Source organism: Pseudomonas sp. R4-34-07, assembly GCF_003852375.1.
In the GTDB taxonomy this organism is placed as follows: domain Bacteria; phylum Pseudomonadota; class Gammaproteobacteria; order Pseudomonadales; family Pseudomonadaceae; genus Aquipseudomonas.
Genome location: NZ_CP027760.1, coordinates 2,246,051 through 2,261,917 on the forward strand (window position 1 = coordinate 2,246,051; position 15,867 = coordinate 2,261,917).

Annotated in this window: 13 protein-coding genes and 1 pseudogene; 7 read left to right on the top strand and 7 right to left on the bottom strand. The window is 60.7% G+C overall.

Annotated elements, in window-relative coordinates:
- Nucleotides 1-17: 17 nt before the first annotated feature.
- The 5 genes from C4J85_RS10415 to kdgR all read right to left on the bottom strand — a co-directional run bounded on the left by C4J85_RS10415 (nt 18) and on the right by kdgR (nt 5,351).
- Entirely contained in the window at nt 18-2,048 is a 2,031-nt protein-coding gene (locus tag C4J85_RS10415) for a chemotaxis protein CheA (RefSeq protein WP_124409525.1), read from the bottom strand.
- A 41-nt stretch (nt 2,049-2,089) separates the two neighbouring features.
- Nucleotides 2,090-2,377 (bottom strand): lipid asymmetry maintenance protein MlaB, encoded by a 288-nt coding sequence (locus tag C4J85_RS10420; RefSeq protein WP_124366579.1) that lies wholly within the window; start codon nt 2,375-2,377, stop codon nt 2,090-2,092.
- 17 nt (nt 2,378-2,394) lie between these two features.
- Nucleotides 2,395-2,763 (bottom strand): response regulator, encoded by a 369-nt coding sequence (locus C4J85_RS10425; protein ID WP_124366580.1) that lies wholly within the window; start codon nt 2,761-2,763, stop codon nt 2,395-2,397.
- 10 nt (nt 2,764-2,773) lie between these two features.
- A complete protein-coding gene (locus C4J85_RS10430) occupies nt 2,774-3,988 on the bottom strand; it encodes a methyl-accepting chemotaxis protein (protein WP_124366581.1) in 1,215 nt (404 codons plus the stop codon).
- Between the two features lie 580 nt (nt 3,989-4,568).
- The gene (kdgR, locus tag C4J85_RS10435) at nt 4,569-5,351 is read right to left on the bottom strand and encodes a DNA-binding transcriptional regulator KdgR (protein WP_124366582.1); all 783 of its coding nucleotides are present in this window, start codon (nt 5,349-5,351) and stop codon (nt 4,569-4,571) included.
- 225 nt (nt 5,352-5,576) lie between these two features.
- Between kdgR and manD the strand changes: the two genes are divergently transcribed.
- The 5 genes from manD (at nt 5,577) to uxuA (ending at nt 11,922) form a co-directional block, all read left to right on the top strand.
- Nucleotides 5,577-6,788, top strand: a complete 1,212-nt coding sequence (manD, locus tag C4J85_RS10440; RefSeq protein ID WP_124403793.1) for a D-mannonate dehydratase ManD — start codon at nt 5,577-5,579, stop codon at nt 6,786-6,788.
- Between the two features lie 67 nt (nt 6,789-6,855).
- A complete protein-coding gene (locus C4J85_RS10445; protein WP_124409526.1) occupies nt 6,856-7,887 on the top strand; it encodes a Zn-dependent oxidoreductase in 1,032 nt (343 codons plus the stop codon).
- Nucleotides 7,888-7,954: 67 nt separating this feature from the next.
- On the top strand, nt 7,955-9,247 hold the full coding sequence (locus tag C4J85_RS10450; protein ID WP_124409527.1) for an MFS transporter: 1,293 nt from the start codon (nt 7,955-7,957) through the stop codon (nt 9,245-9,247).
- A gap of 23 nt (nt 9,248-9,270) precedes the next feature.
- Entirely contained in the window at nt 9,271-10,728 is a 1,458-nt protein-coding gene (locus C4J85_RS10455; RefSeq protein ID WP_124409528.1) for a mannitol dehydrogenase family protein, read from the top strand.
- Nucleotides 10,729-10,746: 18 nt separating this feature from the next.
- A complete protein-coding gene (gene uxuA, locus C4J85_RS10460; protein ID WP_124409529.1) occupies nt 10,747-11,922 on the top strand; it encodes a mannonate dehydratase in 1,176 nt (391 codons plus the stop codon).
- A 15-nt stretch (nt 11,923-11,937) separates the two neighbouring features.
- Here the strand turns inward: uxuA and C4J85_RS10465 are convergent.
- A pseudogene (locus C4J85_RS10465) lies at nt 11,938-12,207 on the bottom strand (lactonase family protein); the annotation flags it as partial.
- 284 nt (nt 12,208-12,491) lie between these two features.
- Between C4J85_RS10465 and C4J85_RS10470 the strand changes: the two are divergent.
- On the top strand, nt 12,492-13,793 hold the full coding sequence (locus C4J85_RS10470) for an Nramp family divalent metal transporter (RefSeq protein WP_124409530.1): 1,302 nt from the start codon (nt 12,492-12,494) through the stop codon (nt 13,791-13,793).
- Nucleotides 13,794-13,829: 36 nt separating this feature from the next.
- On the opposite strand, the gene C4J85_RS10475 is transcribed toward C4J85_RS10470, so the two are convergent.
- On the bottom strand, nt 13,830-15,317 hold the full coding sequence (locus tag C4J85_RS10475) for an FAD-dependent oxidoreductase (protein ID WP_124406869.1): 1,488 nt from the start codon (nt 15,315-15,317) through the stop codon (nt 13,830-13,832).
- A gap of 48 nt (nt 15,318-15,365) precedes the next feature.
- On the opposite strand from C4J85_RS10475, the gene C4J85_RS10480 reads away from it, so the two are divergent.
- Nucleotides 15,366-15,851: a MarR family winged helix-turn-helix transcriptional regulator gene (locus C4J85_RS10480; RefSeq protein ID WP_124406870.1), complete on the top strand. Its 486-nt coding sequence runs from the start codon at nt 15,366-15,368 to the stop codon at nt 15,849-15,851.
- The last annotated feature ends 16 nt before the right edge of the window (nt 15,852-15,867 follow it).

Consider the following 15,867-nt stretch of genomic DNA (forward strand, 5'->3'; position numbering starts at 1 on the left):
ATGGAATTGCAAATACGTCAGCGAGCGACGACCGGGGGCGACTGAGGCGCCTGGGCCGTGCGAGCTTCCAGTTGTACGATTTGGTTGAGCAGTGCCGGTATATCCAGGATCAGGGCCACTGCGCCGCTGCCCAATATGGTCGAACCGCTGATGCCGCGCAGTGCGCCGAACAGCTTGCCCAGGGGTTTGATCACGGTCTGGAACTCACCGAGCAGGTCATCCACCACCAGCCCGGCCTTGTGCTCGGCGTAACGCACCACCACCACATTCTGGCGGCGAGCGGCCGGGCCTTCGTGGCTGAAGTGATGGCGCAGGTCCACCAGCGGCAACACTTCGCCACGCAGGTCCAGATACCCCTGGTCGCGGCTGGAATGGCGCTGGTGATCATCCAGTTCGATGCATTCCTGAACCATGTCCAGCGGAATCACGTAGGTGGATTGGTCGATGCCGACCAGGAAGCCATTGATGATCGCCAGGGTCAGCGGCAAGCGAATGCGCACCACGGTGCCCTGGCCGGGACGGCTGTCCAGGTCGACGGTGCCGCGCAACAACGTGATATTGCGCTTGACCACGTCCATGCCGACACCACGCCCGGACAGATTGGTCACCGCCTCGGCGGTCGAGAAACCGGCTTCGAAGATCAGGTTGTAGATCTCCTGGTCGGTGAGCACCGCGCCGCTGGCCACCAGCCCGCGTTCCTGGGCCTTTGCCAGGATACGTTCGCGGTTGAGCCCGGCGCCGTCGTCGGCGATTTCGATGACGATGCTGCCCGAGTCATGATAGGCATTGAGGCTCAGGTGGCCTCTGGTCAACTTGCCGGCCGCGCGCCGCGCCTCGGCGCTTTCGATACCATGGTCCATGGCGTTGCGCAGCAGGTGCATCAGCGGGTCGCCGATCTTCTCGACCACCGTCTTGTCCAGTTCGGTTTCTGCGCCGCTGATGATCAGGTCGATGTCCTTGCCCAATTCCTGGCTGACATCGCGCACCACGCGGCGAAAGCGGTTGAACGTGTCGCCGATGGGGATCATGCGCAAGTGCAAGGCGCCATCGAGTATCTCTTCCACCAGCCCCGATACCGTCGAGGTGGCCTCTTGCAGCGGGTCGTTATTACAGGAGCGGGCCAGCAGGCTCGCGCCGGCGCTGGCGATAACCAGCTCGCCGACCAGGTTGATCAGTTCGTCGAGCTTGTCGGCGTTGACCCGCACGTAATTGCCATCCCGGTTTTTTTCGCCGGCCGCCGCCACGCGCTGCTGCGCGGGCGGGGCAAATTCAGCGCGGGGGGCCACCTCGGTCGCGGGGCAGGCAGGGGTGTCGCCGGGTTCTTCGACGGCGCTGATGCTGACTTCACAGTCGTCACGCACAAAGTCGAACACTTCGTTGAGGGTGGCGTGGCTGGCCGTCGAGCGCAGGTCGATTTCGAACCCCAGGTAGCAGCTTTCAGGGTCCCAGCTGTCCACGGCCGGAATGCCGTCGGTCAGGGTGGTGACCTGCAACAGCGTGCCCAGGGTGTCGAGGTAGCGCAGGAAGGACAACGGGTCCATGCCGTTGCGAAAGACATCCACGCCGAAGCGCAGGGAAATATGCCAAAGCACTTCCTCCGCCGTGGCGTCGTCCACCGCCGCGGTTTCGACGCGGGCGGTCGCTGTCTGCAGCGGCTGATAGGCACTCAGCGCCTCGCGCAATACCTCACCGCGCTCCAGCGCGGCAGGCGTAGGCGCCTCACCGCGGCTGGCGACCACATCGATCAGTTCGAGCATGTGGTCGCCGCACTTGAGCAGCAGCGCGATCAATGCGGCGTCCACCGCTACACTGCCGTCGCGCAGGCGGTCGAGCACGTCTTCGACGATATGCGTGAACCCCACGATCGACGCCAGGCCGAACAGGCCCGCCGACCCCTTGATGGTGTGCGCGGCGCGGAATATCGCGCCGATGGCATCCTGATCGCCGGGCTCGCTTTCCAGTTGCAGCAGGGATTGCTCCATGGCCTGCAACAGTTCGCGCGCCTCGACGATGAATGTCTGCTGTGCCTGATCGAGATTGATGCTCACTTGGACCTTCCTTGTCGATCAATGAAAGTGGGCAGCGCTGGCTACAACGCGGCGTTGCGGCACAGTTCAAGCGCCTGGGTGACCGCCTGGCTCTGGCCGGTCACGCTCAAGGCGGTGCCGGCAATGCCGGCTTCACGCTGGATGACCGCGAGCAACTGCAAGCCGGCGCCATCCATCTCGGTGACCTGTGACAGGTCCAGCTCCAGGCGAGGCGCCGCGCCCATTTGCGGCAGCAACACGCTCGCCAGTTCGGCCACGGTGTAAATCGTGAGTTCGCCGTCAATGCCCACGCGGGCGGTGTCGTCGAGTGTTTCGCACGTTATCGGCATGGGGGCCCTCCCGGGTGTCAGGGCAGGATCAGTTTGGATACGGCTGCCAGCATTTGCGCCGGCTGGAACGGCTTGACCACCCACGCCTTGGCGCCAGCAGCCTGGCCTTCGGCCTTTTTCGATTCCTGGGACTCGGTGGTCAACATGATGATCGGGGTGAACTTATAGTTGGCCAGCTTCTTGACCTCCTTGACGAAGGTGATGCCGTCCATGTTGGGCATGTTCACGTCGCTGATGATCAGGTGCACTTTCTGCCCGTTGAGCTTGCTCAGGGCATCCCTGCCGTCGCTGGCCTCGATCACGTCGTAACCGGCGCTTTTCAAGGCAATGCCGACCACTTGCCGCACGCTGCTGGAGTCGTCGACCACTAGTACATTCTTCGCCATGAGGGGCTCCTTAAAAAAACGTGATGTCTTGAGAATTCTGTTGCACGGACGCCGCGCCATGGTGCGTGCGCCGTTGCTCATCGGTGGCGTAGGTGGCTTCCATGCGCGCCAGCCACTGCCGGGCGTCGACGGCCACGGCCTGGTCCGGGGACTGGCGGGTCTGCATAAGGTGCTCATGCAAGGCGTGCATGTTGTCTCGCACGTGGCTGAGGATCTGGCTGACCCGGTCCTGGAATTGCAGGTTGACCAGTACTTCGGTCATCTCATCACGAATGCCGTGGCTTTCCTGCTTGAGCAGGTCGGCGGAGTCGGCCAGGCGCCCGGTGATGTTCTGGAAGCGTTCGAGCACCAATTGAATGCTGTTTTCAGAGGCGGCCACCGAGTTGCTGTCCTGGTCGGCACTGCTGGAGGCGGCCTGCACCAACTGGGTGATGGCGTTATTGATGATGTCGACCTTGGCCGACATCTGCTGGCCGGTTTCGCTGGATTTGCTCGACAGGCTGCGCACCGCATCGGCCACCACCGCGAAGCCGCGACCGGCTTCACCGGCCCGCGCCGCCTCGATGGCCGCATTGAGCGCCAGCAGGTTGGTTTGTGCGGCAATTGCGGCCACATCGGCGGCCATGGTGCGCAGTTCGCCGGTATAGGCGGTAAGGCTGCGTACTTGGGCGAGCGTCTGGTCACGGCTGGTTTGAGTGGCCTTGAGTGAGTTGATCACCTGGCTCAGCTCGCTGTCGCTGCGCGCCAGCACCTCCAGCGCGCCGTCGGCGGCCTTGCCGTCCAGTTCGCCGGCAGCCTGCTGCGAGGCTTGCACCGTGTCCTGCAATCGCGCAGCTATCCCGGTAAATCGGTTGGCCAGGCTCACAATCGCGTCTTCGGTCTGCTGGCGCGAGCTTTCCACCTGCTTGGCCCAGATCGGCATGGCGCCCAGCAACACTTCATCGAGCTGTGCCCGCGAGTCCATGCCGCTATGCGCCGCCTGCGCGCCTGACTGATCCGCCAGCGCCCACGCGGTGGCTCGCAGCACCGCGTCACGCTGCGAACCGGCGCTCCAGGCGCACGCACCGAGGCCGATCAGCACCAGTACCGCGCAGGCCGCCAGGCTGGCCACAGAGGTTGACTGCAACAGGGTCCATATAACGGCGGGCACCACCGGGATGAAAGCGAACCAAAGAAAGCGCGGATGACCAGGAAGGGGGATGTGGCTGGATTGACGTTGGGCCATGAGTTCGTTCCTTGAACAGTCTTGCGGATATAAACAACATAGGGGTTATCTGCTGTATTTAGAATAGCTTTAGCCTGTAGCTATACCGTCCGTCCGGTTGATGATAATAGTATTACTTCCATAGAGAGATAGTGGTGGTATTAAGTAGAAGGAGATGGATAGGGTTCTAGTGTTCGAGTAGGTCTTGATGCTCGCCGATTAATCGGGCAGGCAAATTAAAAACCATAAAAAAGATCAAAGTGTAAGTTTAGGCGAGGCGTCAGAAAGTTAGTAACAAAGCGGCTTTATATTTATAGCATTGATTATTCTCGCATCGGTTATTTGCTACCGTTATTCTGGCGGTGCTGTTGACCAAGCGTAGTGTTTGCCGTCTCTTTAAGTTGATTATTTTAAATAACAGGATCGCCAGCGGGCGATCTCAGTGGGCTAGTCACTCTTTCAGGGAAAGATGAGATTACAGCACTGCAACAATCCACGTCGGCCATGCAGAAAAACCTGCGTCCAGTAGACGGCACGGGCCTGAGGCGCGGGCCGCAACAAGGTGCTTTGGTGGCCCGGGCTATTTTACGAAAAGCATCGGCTACTTCACATGCCAGCCTAATTGCCTGGAAATCTGCCGCGTGGTTTCCATCAGCCGGTTGACGTAGTCCTGTTTAAGTTCTTCGCGAAAGCGAAAGCAGGGGAAAGACACGCTCAGGCCACCGATGACATGGCCGAAACGGTCGCGGATCGGTGCGGCCAGGCAGCGCATGTTGTCTTCGAACTCTTCATGGTCTTCGGCGTAGCCCTGGGCGCGAACCACTTCCAGTTCTTGCAGATACGCCTCGACGCTGGTCAGTGTGTTGGCGGTGCGGCGCTCGAAACTTTCTTCCTGCAAATGAGCGATCAACTCGGGCTGCTCCAGCCACGCCATCAATACTTTGCCGATACCTGTGCAGTACAACGGCGCACGCCGGCCTATGCGCGAGTACATGCGCAGATTGTATTTGGAGTCGATCTTGTGCACGTAGACGATGCTGCCTTCGTCAAGAATGCCCAAGTGCACGGTCTCGCCGGTCAGTTCGTTGATACGCCGCATGCCCGGTTCCGCCTCGCGGACGATGTCCAGGTGGGGCAGGGCCTGCGCGCCCAGTTCAAACAGCCGGACGCTGAGCCGATAGCGATCCTCGGCATCTTGCACCACATAGCCGCGGGCCTTGAGTGACTGCAAAAAGCGGTAAACCGTGCTTTTGGACATGTCCAGTTTCTGCGCGATTTCCGACACGCCGCTTTCCTCTGGATGCTCGGCCAGCGCTTCAAGGACGGCCATGGTCCGGCCGACGGCGGAGACCAGTTCATTGTTCTGGATGGTGCTGTTGTCCATGAAGGCTCCAACGGGAACGGAAAGTCCAAGGATATACGCTGGCGAATCAAAACGCTGTTTCATTTTTCTTGACGGTGTAGGAAATCTGATTAAAACTTGGTCACAGGCTACGAATGAAACGCCGTTTTAAAAATAAAAAAGGCGCCTGCTGATGAGAGTAATTTCAGGAAAAACTTGGCAGATCGCGTCATCCCGCCCCCTCTCCTGCCTTAGAGGCCTGACTTCATGAAAATCATTGAAGCCCGCGTCATTGTTACCTGCCCGGGTCGCAATCTGATCACCCTGAAAATCGTCACTGATTCCGGCATCTACGGCATTGGCGACGCGACCTTGAATGGGCGTGAACTGGCAGTGGTGGCCTATCTTGAAGAACACGTGCTGCCGGCCCTGATCGGTCGCGATGCCCAGCGCATCGAGGACATCTGGCAGTACCTCTATCGCGGCGCCTACTGGCGCCGTGGCCCGGTGACCATGACCGCGATTGCCGCCGTGGACATCGCTTTGTGGGACATCAAGGCCAAGGCCGCGCAGATGCCGTTGTACCAGTTGCTCGGAGGCAAAAGCCGCGAGCGCGTGATGGTCTATGGGCATGCCACGGGCAAGGACATCGAAGGTTGCCTGGACGAAGTCGCCCGGCATGTCGAGTTGGGTTACAAGGCGGTGCGGGTACAGTGCGGGATTCCCGGCATCGCCACCACCTATGGCGTGGCCAAACGCAGCGGTGAGCGTTATGAACCGGCCGACAGTGACCTGCCTGCCGAGCATGTGTGGGACACCGCCAAATACCTGAACCATGTGCCCAAGCTCTTCGCCGCCGTGCGCGAGCGTTTCGGCGATGACTTGCACATCCTGCACGACGTGCACCATCGCCTCACGCCCATTGAAGCGGGGCGCCTGGGCAAGGCGGTCGAGCCCTTCAACCTGTTCTGGCTCGAAGACTGCACCCCGGCCGAGAATCAGCAAGCCTTCCGCCTGATCCGCCAACACACCACCACGCCGCTGGCGGTGGGTGAGGTGTTCAACTCCATTCATGACTGCCGGGAGTTGATCCAGGAACAGTTGATCGACTACATCCGCGCCACCCTGGTGCACGCCGGAGGTATTACCCACGTGCGCCGCATTGCCGACTTTGCCGCGCTCTATCAGGTACGCACCGGCTTTCATGGCGCAACCGACCTGTCGCCGGTGTGCATGGGGGCGGCGTTGCATTTCGACACCTGGGTGCCCAATTTCGGCATCCAGGAGCACATGCCCCACGACGCACGGATCGACGAAGTCTTTCCTCACGCCTATCGCTTTGAAGATGGCCATTTCACGCCCGGCGAAACGCCAGGGCACGGCGTCGATATCGACGAGAGCCTGGCGGCGAAATACCCCTACAAGCGCGCCAGCCTGCCGGTCAATCGTCTGGAAGACGGCACGCTCTGGCACTGGTAAGCGCTGTTTCGACTGATCAATAACAACAAGCACACAGGGCGCCACCCACCCTGGCTGGAGAAACCCGATGAAAGCTTTTCAAGTAAGAGCACCTTTTGAATTCAGCCTCGCACACGTCGATGTACCGCAAGTGGCGCAGGGTGAAGTCAAGGTTGACGTCGCCTACGCCGGTATTTGCGGCTCGGACATGCACATCATCCATGGGCAAAACGCCTTTGTGCAATTTCCCAGGGTGACCGGCCATGAGTTCTCCGGCGTGGTGCGCGAAGTGGGCGAGGGCGTTGAAAACCTGAAAGTCGGTGACCGCGTGTGCATCGACCCGGTCATCAGCTGCGGCACCTGCTACCCGTGCCGGATCAACCGCCCGAACGTCTGCACGCGGCTGCAAGTGATCGGGGTACACCGCGATGGTGGCTTCAGTGAGCAGGTCTGCGTGCCGGCTGCCAATGCCCACCGCTTGCCTGACTCGATGTCCCTGAGCCATGCGGCGCTGGTTGAACCTTATTCCATCGCACTCAACGTGCTCGATCGCATGCAGCCCCACCCGGGCGACAGCCTGTTGATTTATGGCGCGGGCGTGATTGGCCTGACCCTGGTGCAAATGGCCCGGGCGCTGGGGCTGACGGATATCACCGTGACCGACGTCATCGATACACGCCTGGAAACCGCCAAGGCACTCGGCGCCAGCCGCACGCTCAACGGCAAGGATGTCGACGTCGAGGCAACCCTGCGCGAGCTGACCGATGGCGAAGGCGTACCGCTGATCGTCGACGCGGCCTGCATTCCGGCACTGATGCCGCAAATGGTGCGCCTGGCCTCGCCCGCAGGGCGTATCGGCCTGCTGGGGTTCAATGCGGTGCCGAGCGACCTGGTGCAGTTGGAAATGATCAAGAAGGAACTGACCCTGGTGGGGTCGCGCCTGAACAATCGCAAGTTCCCCAAGGTGATCGAACTGATCGCCAGCGGCAAATTACACGTCCAGGAACTGATCAGCCATCGCGTCAGCTTCGACGAAATGCCGGGGGCCATCGATTTGATCGAAAGCCATCCCGAGCAAACCCGCAAGGTCCTCGTGGAACTGAATGGCGCCCATCCATAGCCGTCTGTAGATACTCGTGCCCCCGGGGGCACCCTCACCGAATAAACACAAAAAGCGGGAGGTTCCAATGTTTGGTCAAGGTCGCACGTTAATCATCATCATGCTGTTCCTGGCAGGCGTCATTAACTACCTGGATCGCTCGGCATTGTCCGTCGCGGCTCCGTTCATCCAGAAAGACTACGGTCTGACCACGGGTGAGATGGGCATGATCTTCAGCAGTTTTTTCGTCGGTTATGCGGTGTTCAACTTTATCGGCGGCTGGGCAGCCGACCGCTACGGCGCGAAAACCACGCTGTTGCTGGCGATGGTGCTGTGGTCGCTGTTCAGCGGTCTCACGGTGCTGACGATTGGCTTTGCCTCGCTGGTGCTGATCCGCATCCTGTTCGGGATGGGGGAGGGGCCACTGAGTGTCACGACGAGCAAGATGATCAACAACTGGTACACCCCCAAGCGCAGGGCCCGGGCGCTCGGCACATCAATGTCCGGCACGCCGCTGGGCGGGGCGATTTCCGGGCCGGTGGTGGGCTTCATTGCCGTCACCTACGGCTGGAAGATGTCGTTCATTATCATCATGGTGATTGGCCTGGTGTGGGCGGCGGTGTGGTACAAATTCGTCAAGGAACGGCCTGAAGGCGAGGGCGCCGAGAGTATTGTGCGGGCCGAGGGCCAAAGCGAGCTGGCGGCGCAGCCGGTGTTCCCGCTGCGGTTCTACCTCAAGCAGCCGACGGTGCTGTTCACGTCCCTGGCGTTCTTTTCCTATAACTACACGCTGTTTTTCTTCCTGACCTGGTTCCCCAGTTATCTGACCATGGCCCACGGCCTCAACGTCAAGGACATGAGCATCGCCACGGTCATCCCCTGGGTCCTGGGTTTCCTCGGCCTGGCCCTGGGCGGGTTCATTTCCGACTTCGTGTTCAAGAAAACCGGGCGGATGATGTTCTCCCGCAAGGTGGTGCTGGTGACGTGCCTGTTGCTCTGCGCGGGGTGTATCGCCTTTGCCGGCGTCGTCAAGACCCTGTATCCGGCGGTCATCCTCGTCGCCTTGGCCGTGTTCTTCCTTTACCTCACGGGTGCCATCTACTGGGCGATCATCCAGGACACCGTGCCCGCCGCGCGGGTGGGCGGGGTCAGTGGCTTCATGCATTTCCTGGCCAATACCTCGGGCATCATTGGCCCGACCTTGACCGGCTTTCTGGTGCAATTCACCGGTTCGTTCACCAGTGCCTTTTTGCTGGCGGGATTGTTGACCGTGATTGGCGCCGTGTGTGTAGCCCGTTATGTCAAACCGCTTTCGGTAGCGGATACCGGTCACTCGTCAGCACACAGCCCGCAGCCAGGCCCGGCCCTCAGCCGGCCATAACCCGTCATGAAAGGAGCGTGTCGATGCCTGTTGTGAATCGTGTGCCCGCTACCGGCGCTGTCCGTGAGATCGGTATCGTGCATCTTGGCCTGGGGGCGTTTCATCGCGCTCACCAGGCGGTCTACCTGCAACGCCATCTCAACCGTCATGGCCAAAGTGAGTGGGGCGTGTGCAGCGCCAACCTTCGCTCAAACCGCACATTGGTCGATCAATTGCGCGAGCAGGACGGCCGTTACCATGTGGCCGAGTATCGCGACCGCGAGCAGGTGACGTTGCGTGAGATCGGTGTGTTGCGCCAGGCCTTGTATGTGGGCGAGGGCGGCGCTGACTTGGAGTTGCTGTTGCAGCGCATGGCCGCGCCGCAAACGCGGATCGTCACGCTCACCGTCACCGAAAAAGGCTACTGCTTGAGTCCTTCCTCTGGGCAGTTGCGCCTCGAAGACCCTGCGATTGCCCATGACATCGCTCACCCGCAAACGCCGCGCACCGCACCCGGCATTGTCCTCGAAGGCCTGCGCCGGCGCCGCGCCGCAGGCCTTACGGCGTTCACTGTGTTGTGCTGCGACAACATGCCAGACAACGGCCAGCGCACCCGCCAGGCAGTGAGTGGATTGGCGGCGCTGCAGGACGAAGGATTGAAGCAGTGGGTCAACGAGCAGGTGGCGTTTCCTGGCTGCATGGTCGACCGGATCGTCCCCGCCATGGACGGCGAATCCTTCGCCCGCTTGGAACAGCAACTCGATTGTTACGACCGTGCGGCCGTGGCCTGTGAAAGTTTCAGCCAATGGGTGATCGAAGATCACTTTCCTCTCGGGCGTCCGGACTGGGAGGTGGAGGGCGTCCAGATGGTGGATGACGTGCGCCCCTTTGAAACGATGAAGCTGCGCATGCTCAACGGCAGCCATTCGTTACTGGCTTATGTGGGGTTGCTGGCCGGCCATGAAACTGTGTTCGACGCTATCAACGATGCGGACTTGGCACATTTCATCGAGCGCTACATGGCCGAGGAAGCGGCGCGCACCCTGGACATGCCGGCAGGCCTCGATCTAGCGGCCTATGCCCACGATCTGAAGGCGCGCTTTGCCAATGACAGCCTGCAACATCGCCTGCGTCAGATCGCCATGGATGGCTCGCAGAAACTGCCGCAACGCTGGTTGCTCGGTGCGCAGCAATTGCTCGACGAGGGGCGCGACGTTGCCTGCACCGCGTTGGGCATCGCCGCGTGGATTCACTATTGCACGCAGCCGCTGACCGACGGTTCGGCGCAGGTGATTGACGACCCGTTAAGCGCAACCTTCGCAGATCTCGCAGCACGATTCGAAGGCGCATCCCTGGTGGACGCCTTTCTCGATCTGGGCGAAGTATTCCCCGCCGTATTGTCTGATCGCGCAGCTTTTCGCGATGCCGTGCAAGGCGCCTATGGCGCTCTGGTCCGCGACGGCATAAGCAGCCTTTTGCACACCTTTGCTGCACCCAACTAACAAGAAAGGAGAAAAAACATGGAACAGACATGGCGTTGGTTTGGCCCCCAAGACCCGATCTCCCTGGCGGACGTCCGCCAAACCGGCGCGACCGGTATCGTCACCGCGTTGCACGAAATCCCCAACGGCGAGGTCTGGCCGGTGGACGCCATCGCGGCGCGCAAACAGATGATCGAAGCCGCAGGCTTGAGCTGGTCGGTGGTGGAAAGCATCCCGGTGCATGAAGACATCAAGCGCGGCTGCGGCCGGCGTGACGAGTACATCGCCAACTATCAGCAGAGCGTGCGCAACCTGGCGAGCTGCGGCATCGATATTGTGTGCTACAACTTCATGCCGGTGCTGGACTGGACCCGCACCGACCTGGCGTATGAGCTGGCGGATGGCGGTTGGGCGCTGCGTTTCGATCAGACCGCGTTTGCCGCGTTCGACCTGTTCATCCTGCAGCGCCCGGATGCGCAAGCCGAATACAGCGCCGAGGACATCCAACAGGCCAGGGCCTACTTCGAGCAACTGACGCCCGCCCAGAGCGAATGCCTGGTCAACACCTTGATCGCCGGTTTGCCCGGCGCCGAAGAGCACTACAGCCTGGAAGACTTCCGAGCCTTGCTGCGCACCTATGCGGACATCGACGAAGTCAGGCTGCGTGAACACCTGGCGTACTTTCTGCGCGCGGTGGTTCCGGTGGCAGAGGACGTGGGCGTGCGCATGGCGATCCACCCGGACGACCCACCCCGTGCCCTGCTCGGCTTGCCGCGCATCCTGTCCACCGCCGCAGACGCCCAATGGTTGCTGGACGCCGCTCCGAGCCCGGCCAATGGCCTGACGTTCTGCACCGGCTCCTATGGCGTGCGCGAAGACAACGATCTGGTGGCGATGGCCAAGCACTTTGCGCCGTACATCTACTTTACCCACCTGCGCTCAACGCGCCGCGAGGCGGACCCGCGCAGCTTCCATGAAGCTCATCACCTGGGCGGCGACGTTGATATGGTCGGGGTCATCAGTGCCCTGGTGACAGAAGAGCGCAGACGTGAACGCGAAGGTGGCCCGCGCTTGCCGTTGCGCCCGGACCATGGGCATCAACTGCTCGACGATCAGCACCGAAAAAGCAACCCCGGCTATTCGCTGATCGGTCGCCTCAAGGGTCTGGCCGAACTGCGCGGTGTGGAACTGGCCGTGCGTCAACAGCTGGGCTGAATGTGCGCCGCAAGATCAGTCTACCGACGTTTGCAGCACCTCAATCCATAACGCGCCTTTGCCCGACGGCGCTTCGCCGACACGTTTCAAGGCGCCGTTGTTGCTGACTGCGTAAGTGCCGACTGTGGCGCTTTTCTCGCCCGTCACCAGCAGCCAGTGCCCGTTGGGTGAAAAAGCGATATTGCGTGGCTGCTGCTCTTGCACCGGATAGTTCGCAAGAAAGCTCAAGCAGTCTGTTGAAGGGTCGACCGCGAAAGCCGACATCGAGCTGCTGGTACGCTCGGAAGATTGCCCGCGTAGGCGAAACGGTTGTAGTGGTAGGTCATCCTATGACTGTGCCTTAGCGACAGCAATCGCTGTTTGCTCAGAATTGAAAAACATGCCTTGGCTCAGGTGCAGCGTTTGCAAGACGTTGGCCGGGTTCAATGTTATCCATACAGCCCGACGCCCCCACTTTCCGCTGGTGAAACATTTCTAAACACTCTCGTTCAAGAATTGTTGTACGACGTCGTATCTATCGTGTTCGACTGCGCTCGTTCTCACAAAAAAAATAAATGGAGATACCCTCTATGACGAGCATTCGTTCCGTCGAAGGCCAGGCCGCGGCGCCCGCGCAAAATCGATTTTCCCGAATACTCAAACTGCTGGGCCCCGGAATCATCGCTGTACTGTCATGGCTGGGCGCAGGTGACCTGATCACGTCGTCCGTGGCCGGTGCCAATTACGGTTACGCAATGATGTGGGTGCTGGCGGTCTCGCTGCTCTTGAGATACCTGATCGTAAACATCATCGCGCGCTTCCAGTTGTGTAATAACCAGGGCATGACCATCCTGCAGGGCTATGCCCAACTGAATCCCTTTTTCGCCTGGTTCATGCTCGTCTACGCCCTGTTGATGGGGCACTTGATGAACGCCTACATGATCAAAGGGGCGGGTGAGTCGCTGGCAATGCTGTTCAAAAGCGACCAGCCACTGCTGTGTTCATTGGCGGTGGTACTCGCCGTGTGGATGCTGGTGGGGCGTAATATCTATTCGATGATCGAAGGCGTGATGAAGGTGCTGTTGGCGATCATGACCCTGGCCTTCATTGCCTTGGCCGTGATGTCCGGTCCTGATGTGGTCGGCATCGTCAAGGGCACCATCGGCTTCAGCATCCCGCCGGATGAAGGCGTGCATGGCGCGCTGCTGGTGGCGGTATCGGTTATCGGCGCGGTTGCAGGCTCCATCGCCAACTTCGTGCATCCGTATGTCATGCGCCAAAAGGGCTGGGTCGGGCCGCAGCACAAGCGTGTTCAACGCAACGATTTACTGTTTGCAGTGTTCGTCGGGATCGTCATCAACCTGGCCATCTGGATCGTCGGCGCGGAAATCCTGCGGCCCAACGGCATCGAGGTGAAGACCTTGGGCGATCTGGGCAAGGCCCTGGAAATGTTCTTCGGCCCGGTGGGTTGGTATGTGTTCTTCATCGGCGTGTTCGCTACCTTGTTTGCCAGCATTTCCGGCAAGACCACGGCGTTTCCGATGCTGATTACCGATGCCTTCCAGCACGTTCGTCCTGAACGTCGCGAAAAGTTCGGCAAGGAATTTCATCATGACCCGATGCACAAATGGTTCATGCTGTTCATCCTGGTGACACCGTTGATCTGGTCGCTGCCAGGCATGCCGGATTTCGTGACCCTGACCATTGGCGTCAGCGCGTTGAACATCATTGGCTTGCCGGTTATTTCCCTGGGCCTGCTGATCATGTCCAACCAGAAGTCGCTGCTGGACAAGCAATATCGCAACAACCTGTTTGAAAACATCGCGTTGCTCTTCGCTACAGGCCTTGCGCTGTGGGTTGCCTTCCAGTTGAGCGTCGATCTGTTTACCTGACAACGCGCCACCGGGGGGCGCAATGTCCCTCGGTGGCTAACCTAGGCGCGCATGTGTGCAGCGAACCAGGTAGCTACCCAACGCAGCCGCCTGATCGTTGGTAAAGAACCCTGCCAGATAGCCATCCGGCCTGACCAGCACGGCGCAGCCTTCACCGAGGCCGTAGAACCGGGCGAACTGACCCAGGTGATCTTCGATCTCCAACCCGGGCCCGACGCTGTGAATGTGCAAGCCAGCCCTTGGCGCGAAGTTCGAGGGGCCATTGACCAGCAAGGTCCAATGGGTGCCTTGGAACAGGTTGAACAAACGCGTTGGGCTGCCGCTTGCGCCTCGCACGATGGCATCAGGTGCACGATCGCCTGGCGCGAGCGCGCTTTTGGCAACTTGCGACGCGAGCGATAACGGCGAGTGCGGATAGCCGATGTCCAACTGCTGGGCTTCACGGGGTCGTCGGTTGTCGCCGGTCTTGAAACCTGCAAGCAGCCGCGTGGACAGGCCGAGCACATCCGCCGCCACTGGCCGGCGCTCAGCTTCGTAGGTGTCGAGTAGCGTCTCTGGTGCGCCGGCCAATACGGCGGCCAGCTTCCAGCCCAGGTTGTAGGCGTCCTGGATGCTGGTGTTGAGCCCTTGGCCGCCCGTTGGCGGATGGACATGCGCCGCATCGCCGACCAGGAACACCGGCCCCTCCCGGTAACGCTCGGCGAGCCTGGCATTCATGCTGTAGGTGGAGGACCAGGCGACTGAACGGACCGTGATGTCTGTACGTCCGGTGTGCAGGGCAACGCGTTCGGTCAGCGCCGCCGCGCAGAGGTCAATCTCGCCCTCCAGGGGAACAGGTGCCTGGATCTGGAACAGGTCGGTGCCGGCCAACGGGCAGATAGCCAATGGGCCTGAGCCCCCATCCCCAAACTGGTGCCACACGTCGCGCGACAGCCCAGCCAATTCCACATCGGCCACGATCGCTCGCACGCCCAGGGTCTTGCCCGCAAAGTCAATCCCCAAGGTGCTGCGTACGAAGCTGCGCCCACCATCGGCGCCCACCAGGTATCGGGCCTGGAGTGTCTGCTCGCCATCCGGGGTTGCGAGTACGGCGTTGACCCCATCGGTCCCGACCACCATTGCGGTCAGCTCGACCCCAAACGCGGGGGCATGCCCCAGTTCGATCAAGCGCTCGCGCAAGATCGCTTCGGTCTTGAACTGGGGAATCATCAACGCAAGGCAGTACGGCTCTGCAGGTGTGGGCTCGGCGACGCTCGTTACCGGCTGGTCAGCGTGACTGCCATCGGGCGCGTATTTGCGAATAGCCGGGTAGATACCCCCTGCGGCCCTGACCCGGTCCAGGATCCCGAGATCTTCGAAAACCTCCTGGGTGCGAGGCTGTATGCCTTTGCCGCGCGAGCCCGAAAAGGGGGAGGGGCGCTTTTCGATGAGGGCAAAGTTCACCCCGCGCCGGGCCAAGTCGATTGCCAGGGTCAGGCCAGCGGCACCGGCACCACAAATCAGGACGTCAACAGAGTCACGCATTTCACTTCCCCTAACAATGTGTAAGATGCACATAACAGGGAGCAGCTTATGACTACGAAAAATAAAGTGCAAGATACACATATATCAGTGCAGATGAAGGATCTGCACCGGTCCTTGATCTCGATCGTGAGTGTGATGAACCGCCCTCGCAACGACGAGCGGCTGATCGCGGAAGCGGGTGTCCATCTGGATCAGGCGCTCTTTCGCCTGCTGGTGGTCATCGAGCGGGTAGGGCCGATTGGCGTCGTGGATCTGGCAGGTCGCCTGGGCCGGGACTACACGACCATCAGCCGCCAGGTCTCCAAGCTTGAACGCATGGAGTTGGTAATTCGGCATGAGAACTCTGAAGATCGCCGGATGCGCGAGGCGGTGGTGTCTGAGAAAGGCAAGGCGGTCACCGACAAGATCGACCAGGCGCGTGAGCGTCTGGCCCGGGAAATTTTTCAGGACTGGGCTGCCGAAGACATCACCTCCCTGGTGCGCCTGATGCGTCAATTCGCGCAGGCCCTGGAGCAGGGCACGGAAGCTGGCTAGCTTCGGCAGCTTACGA

Excerpts from the sequence above, each read along its gene's own strand:
- C4J85_RS10420 (WP_124366579.1), bottom strand. The coding sequence starts at position 2,377 with ATGCCGATAACGTGCGAAACACTCGACGACACCGCCCGCGTGGGCATT.
- C4J85_RS10425 (WP_124366580.1), bottom strand. The coding sequence starts at position 2,763 with ATGGCGAAGAATGTACTAGTGGTCGACGACTCCAGCAGCGTGCGGCAA.
- C4J85_RS10430 (WP_124366581.1), bottom strand. The coding sequence starts at position 3,988 with ATGGCCCAACGTCAATCCAGCCACATCCCCCTTCCTGGTCATCCGCGC.
- kdgR (WP_124366582.1), bottom strand. The coding sequence starts at position 5,351 with ATGGACAACAGCACCATCCAGAACAATGAACTGGTCTCCGCCGTCGGC.
- manD (WP_124403793.1), top strand. The coding sequence starts at position 5,577 with ATGAAAATCATTGAAGCCCGCGTCATTGTTACCTGCCCGGGTCGCAAT.
- C4J85_RS10445 (WP_124409526.1), top strand. The coding sequence starts at position 6,856 with ATGAAAGCTTTTCAAGTAAGAGCACCTTTTGAATTCAGCCTCGCACAC.
- C4J85_RS10450 (WP_124409527.1), top strand. The coding sequence starts at position 7,955 with ATGTTTGGTCAAGGTCGCACGTTAATCATCATCATGCTGTTCCTGGCA.
- C4J85_RS10455 (WP_124409528.1), top strand. The coding sequence starts at position 9,271 with ATGCCTGTTGTGAATCGTGTGCCCGCTACCGGCGCTGTCCGTGAGATC.
- uxuA (WP_124409529.1), top strand. The coding sequence starts at position 10,747 with ATGGAACAGACATGGCGTTGGTTTGGCCCCCAAGACCCGATCTCCCTG.
- C4J85_RS10470 (WP_124409530.1), top strand. The coding sequence starts at position 12,492 with ATGACGAGCATTCGTTCCGTCGAAGGCCAGGCCGCGGCGCCCGCGCAA.
- C4J85_RS10475 (WP_124406869.1), bottom strand. The coding sequence starts at position 15,317 with ATGCGTGACTCTGTTGACGTCCTGATTTGTGGTGCCGGTGCCGCTGGC.
- C4J85_RS10480 (WP_124406870.1), top strand. The coding sequence starts at position 15,366 with ATGACTACGAAAAATAAAGTGCAAGATACACATATATCAGTGCAGATG.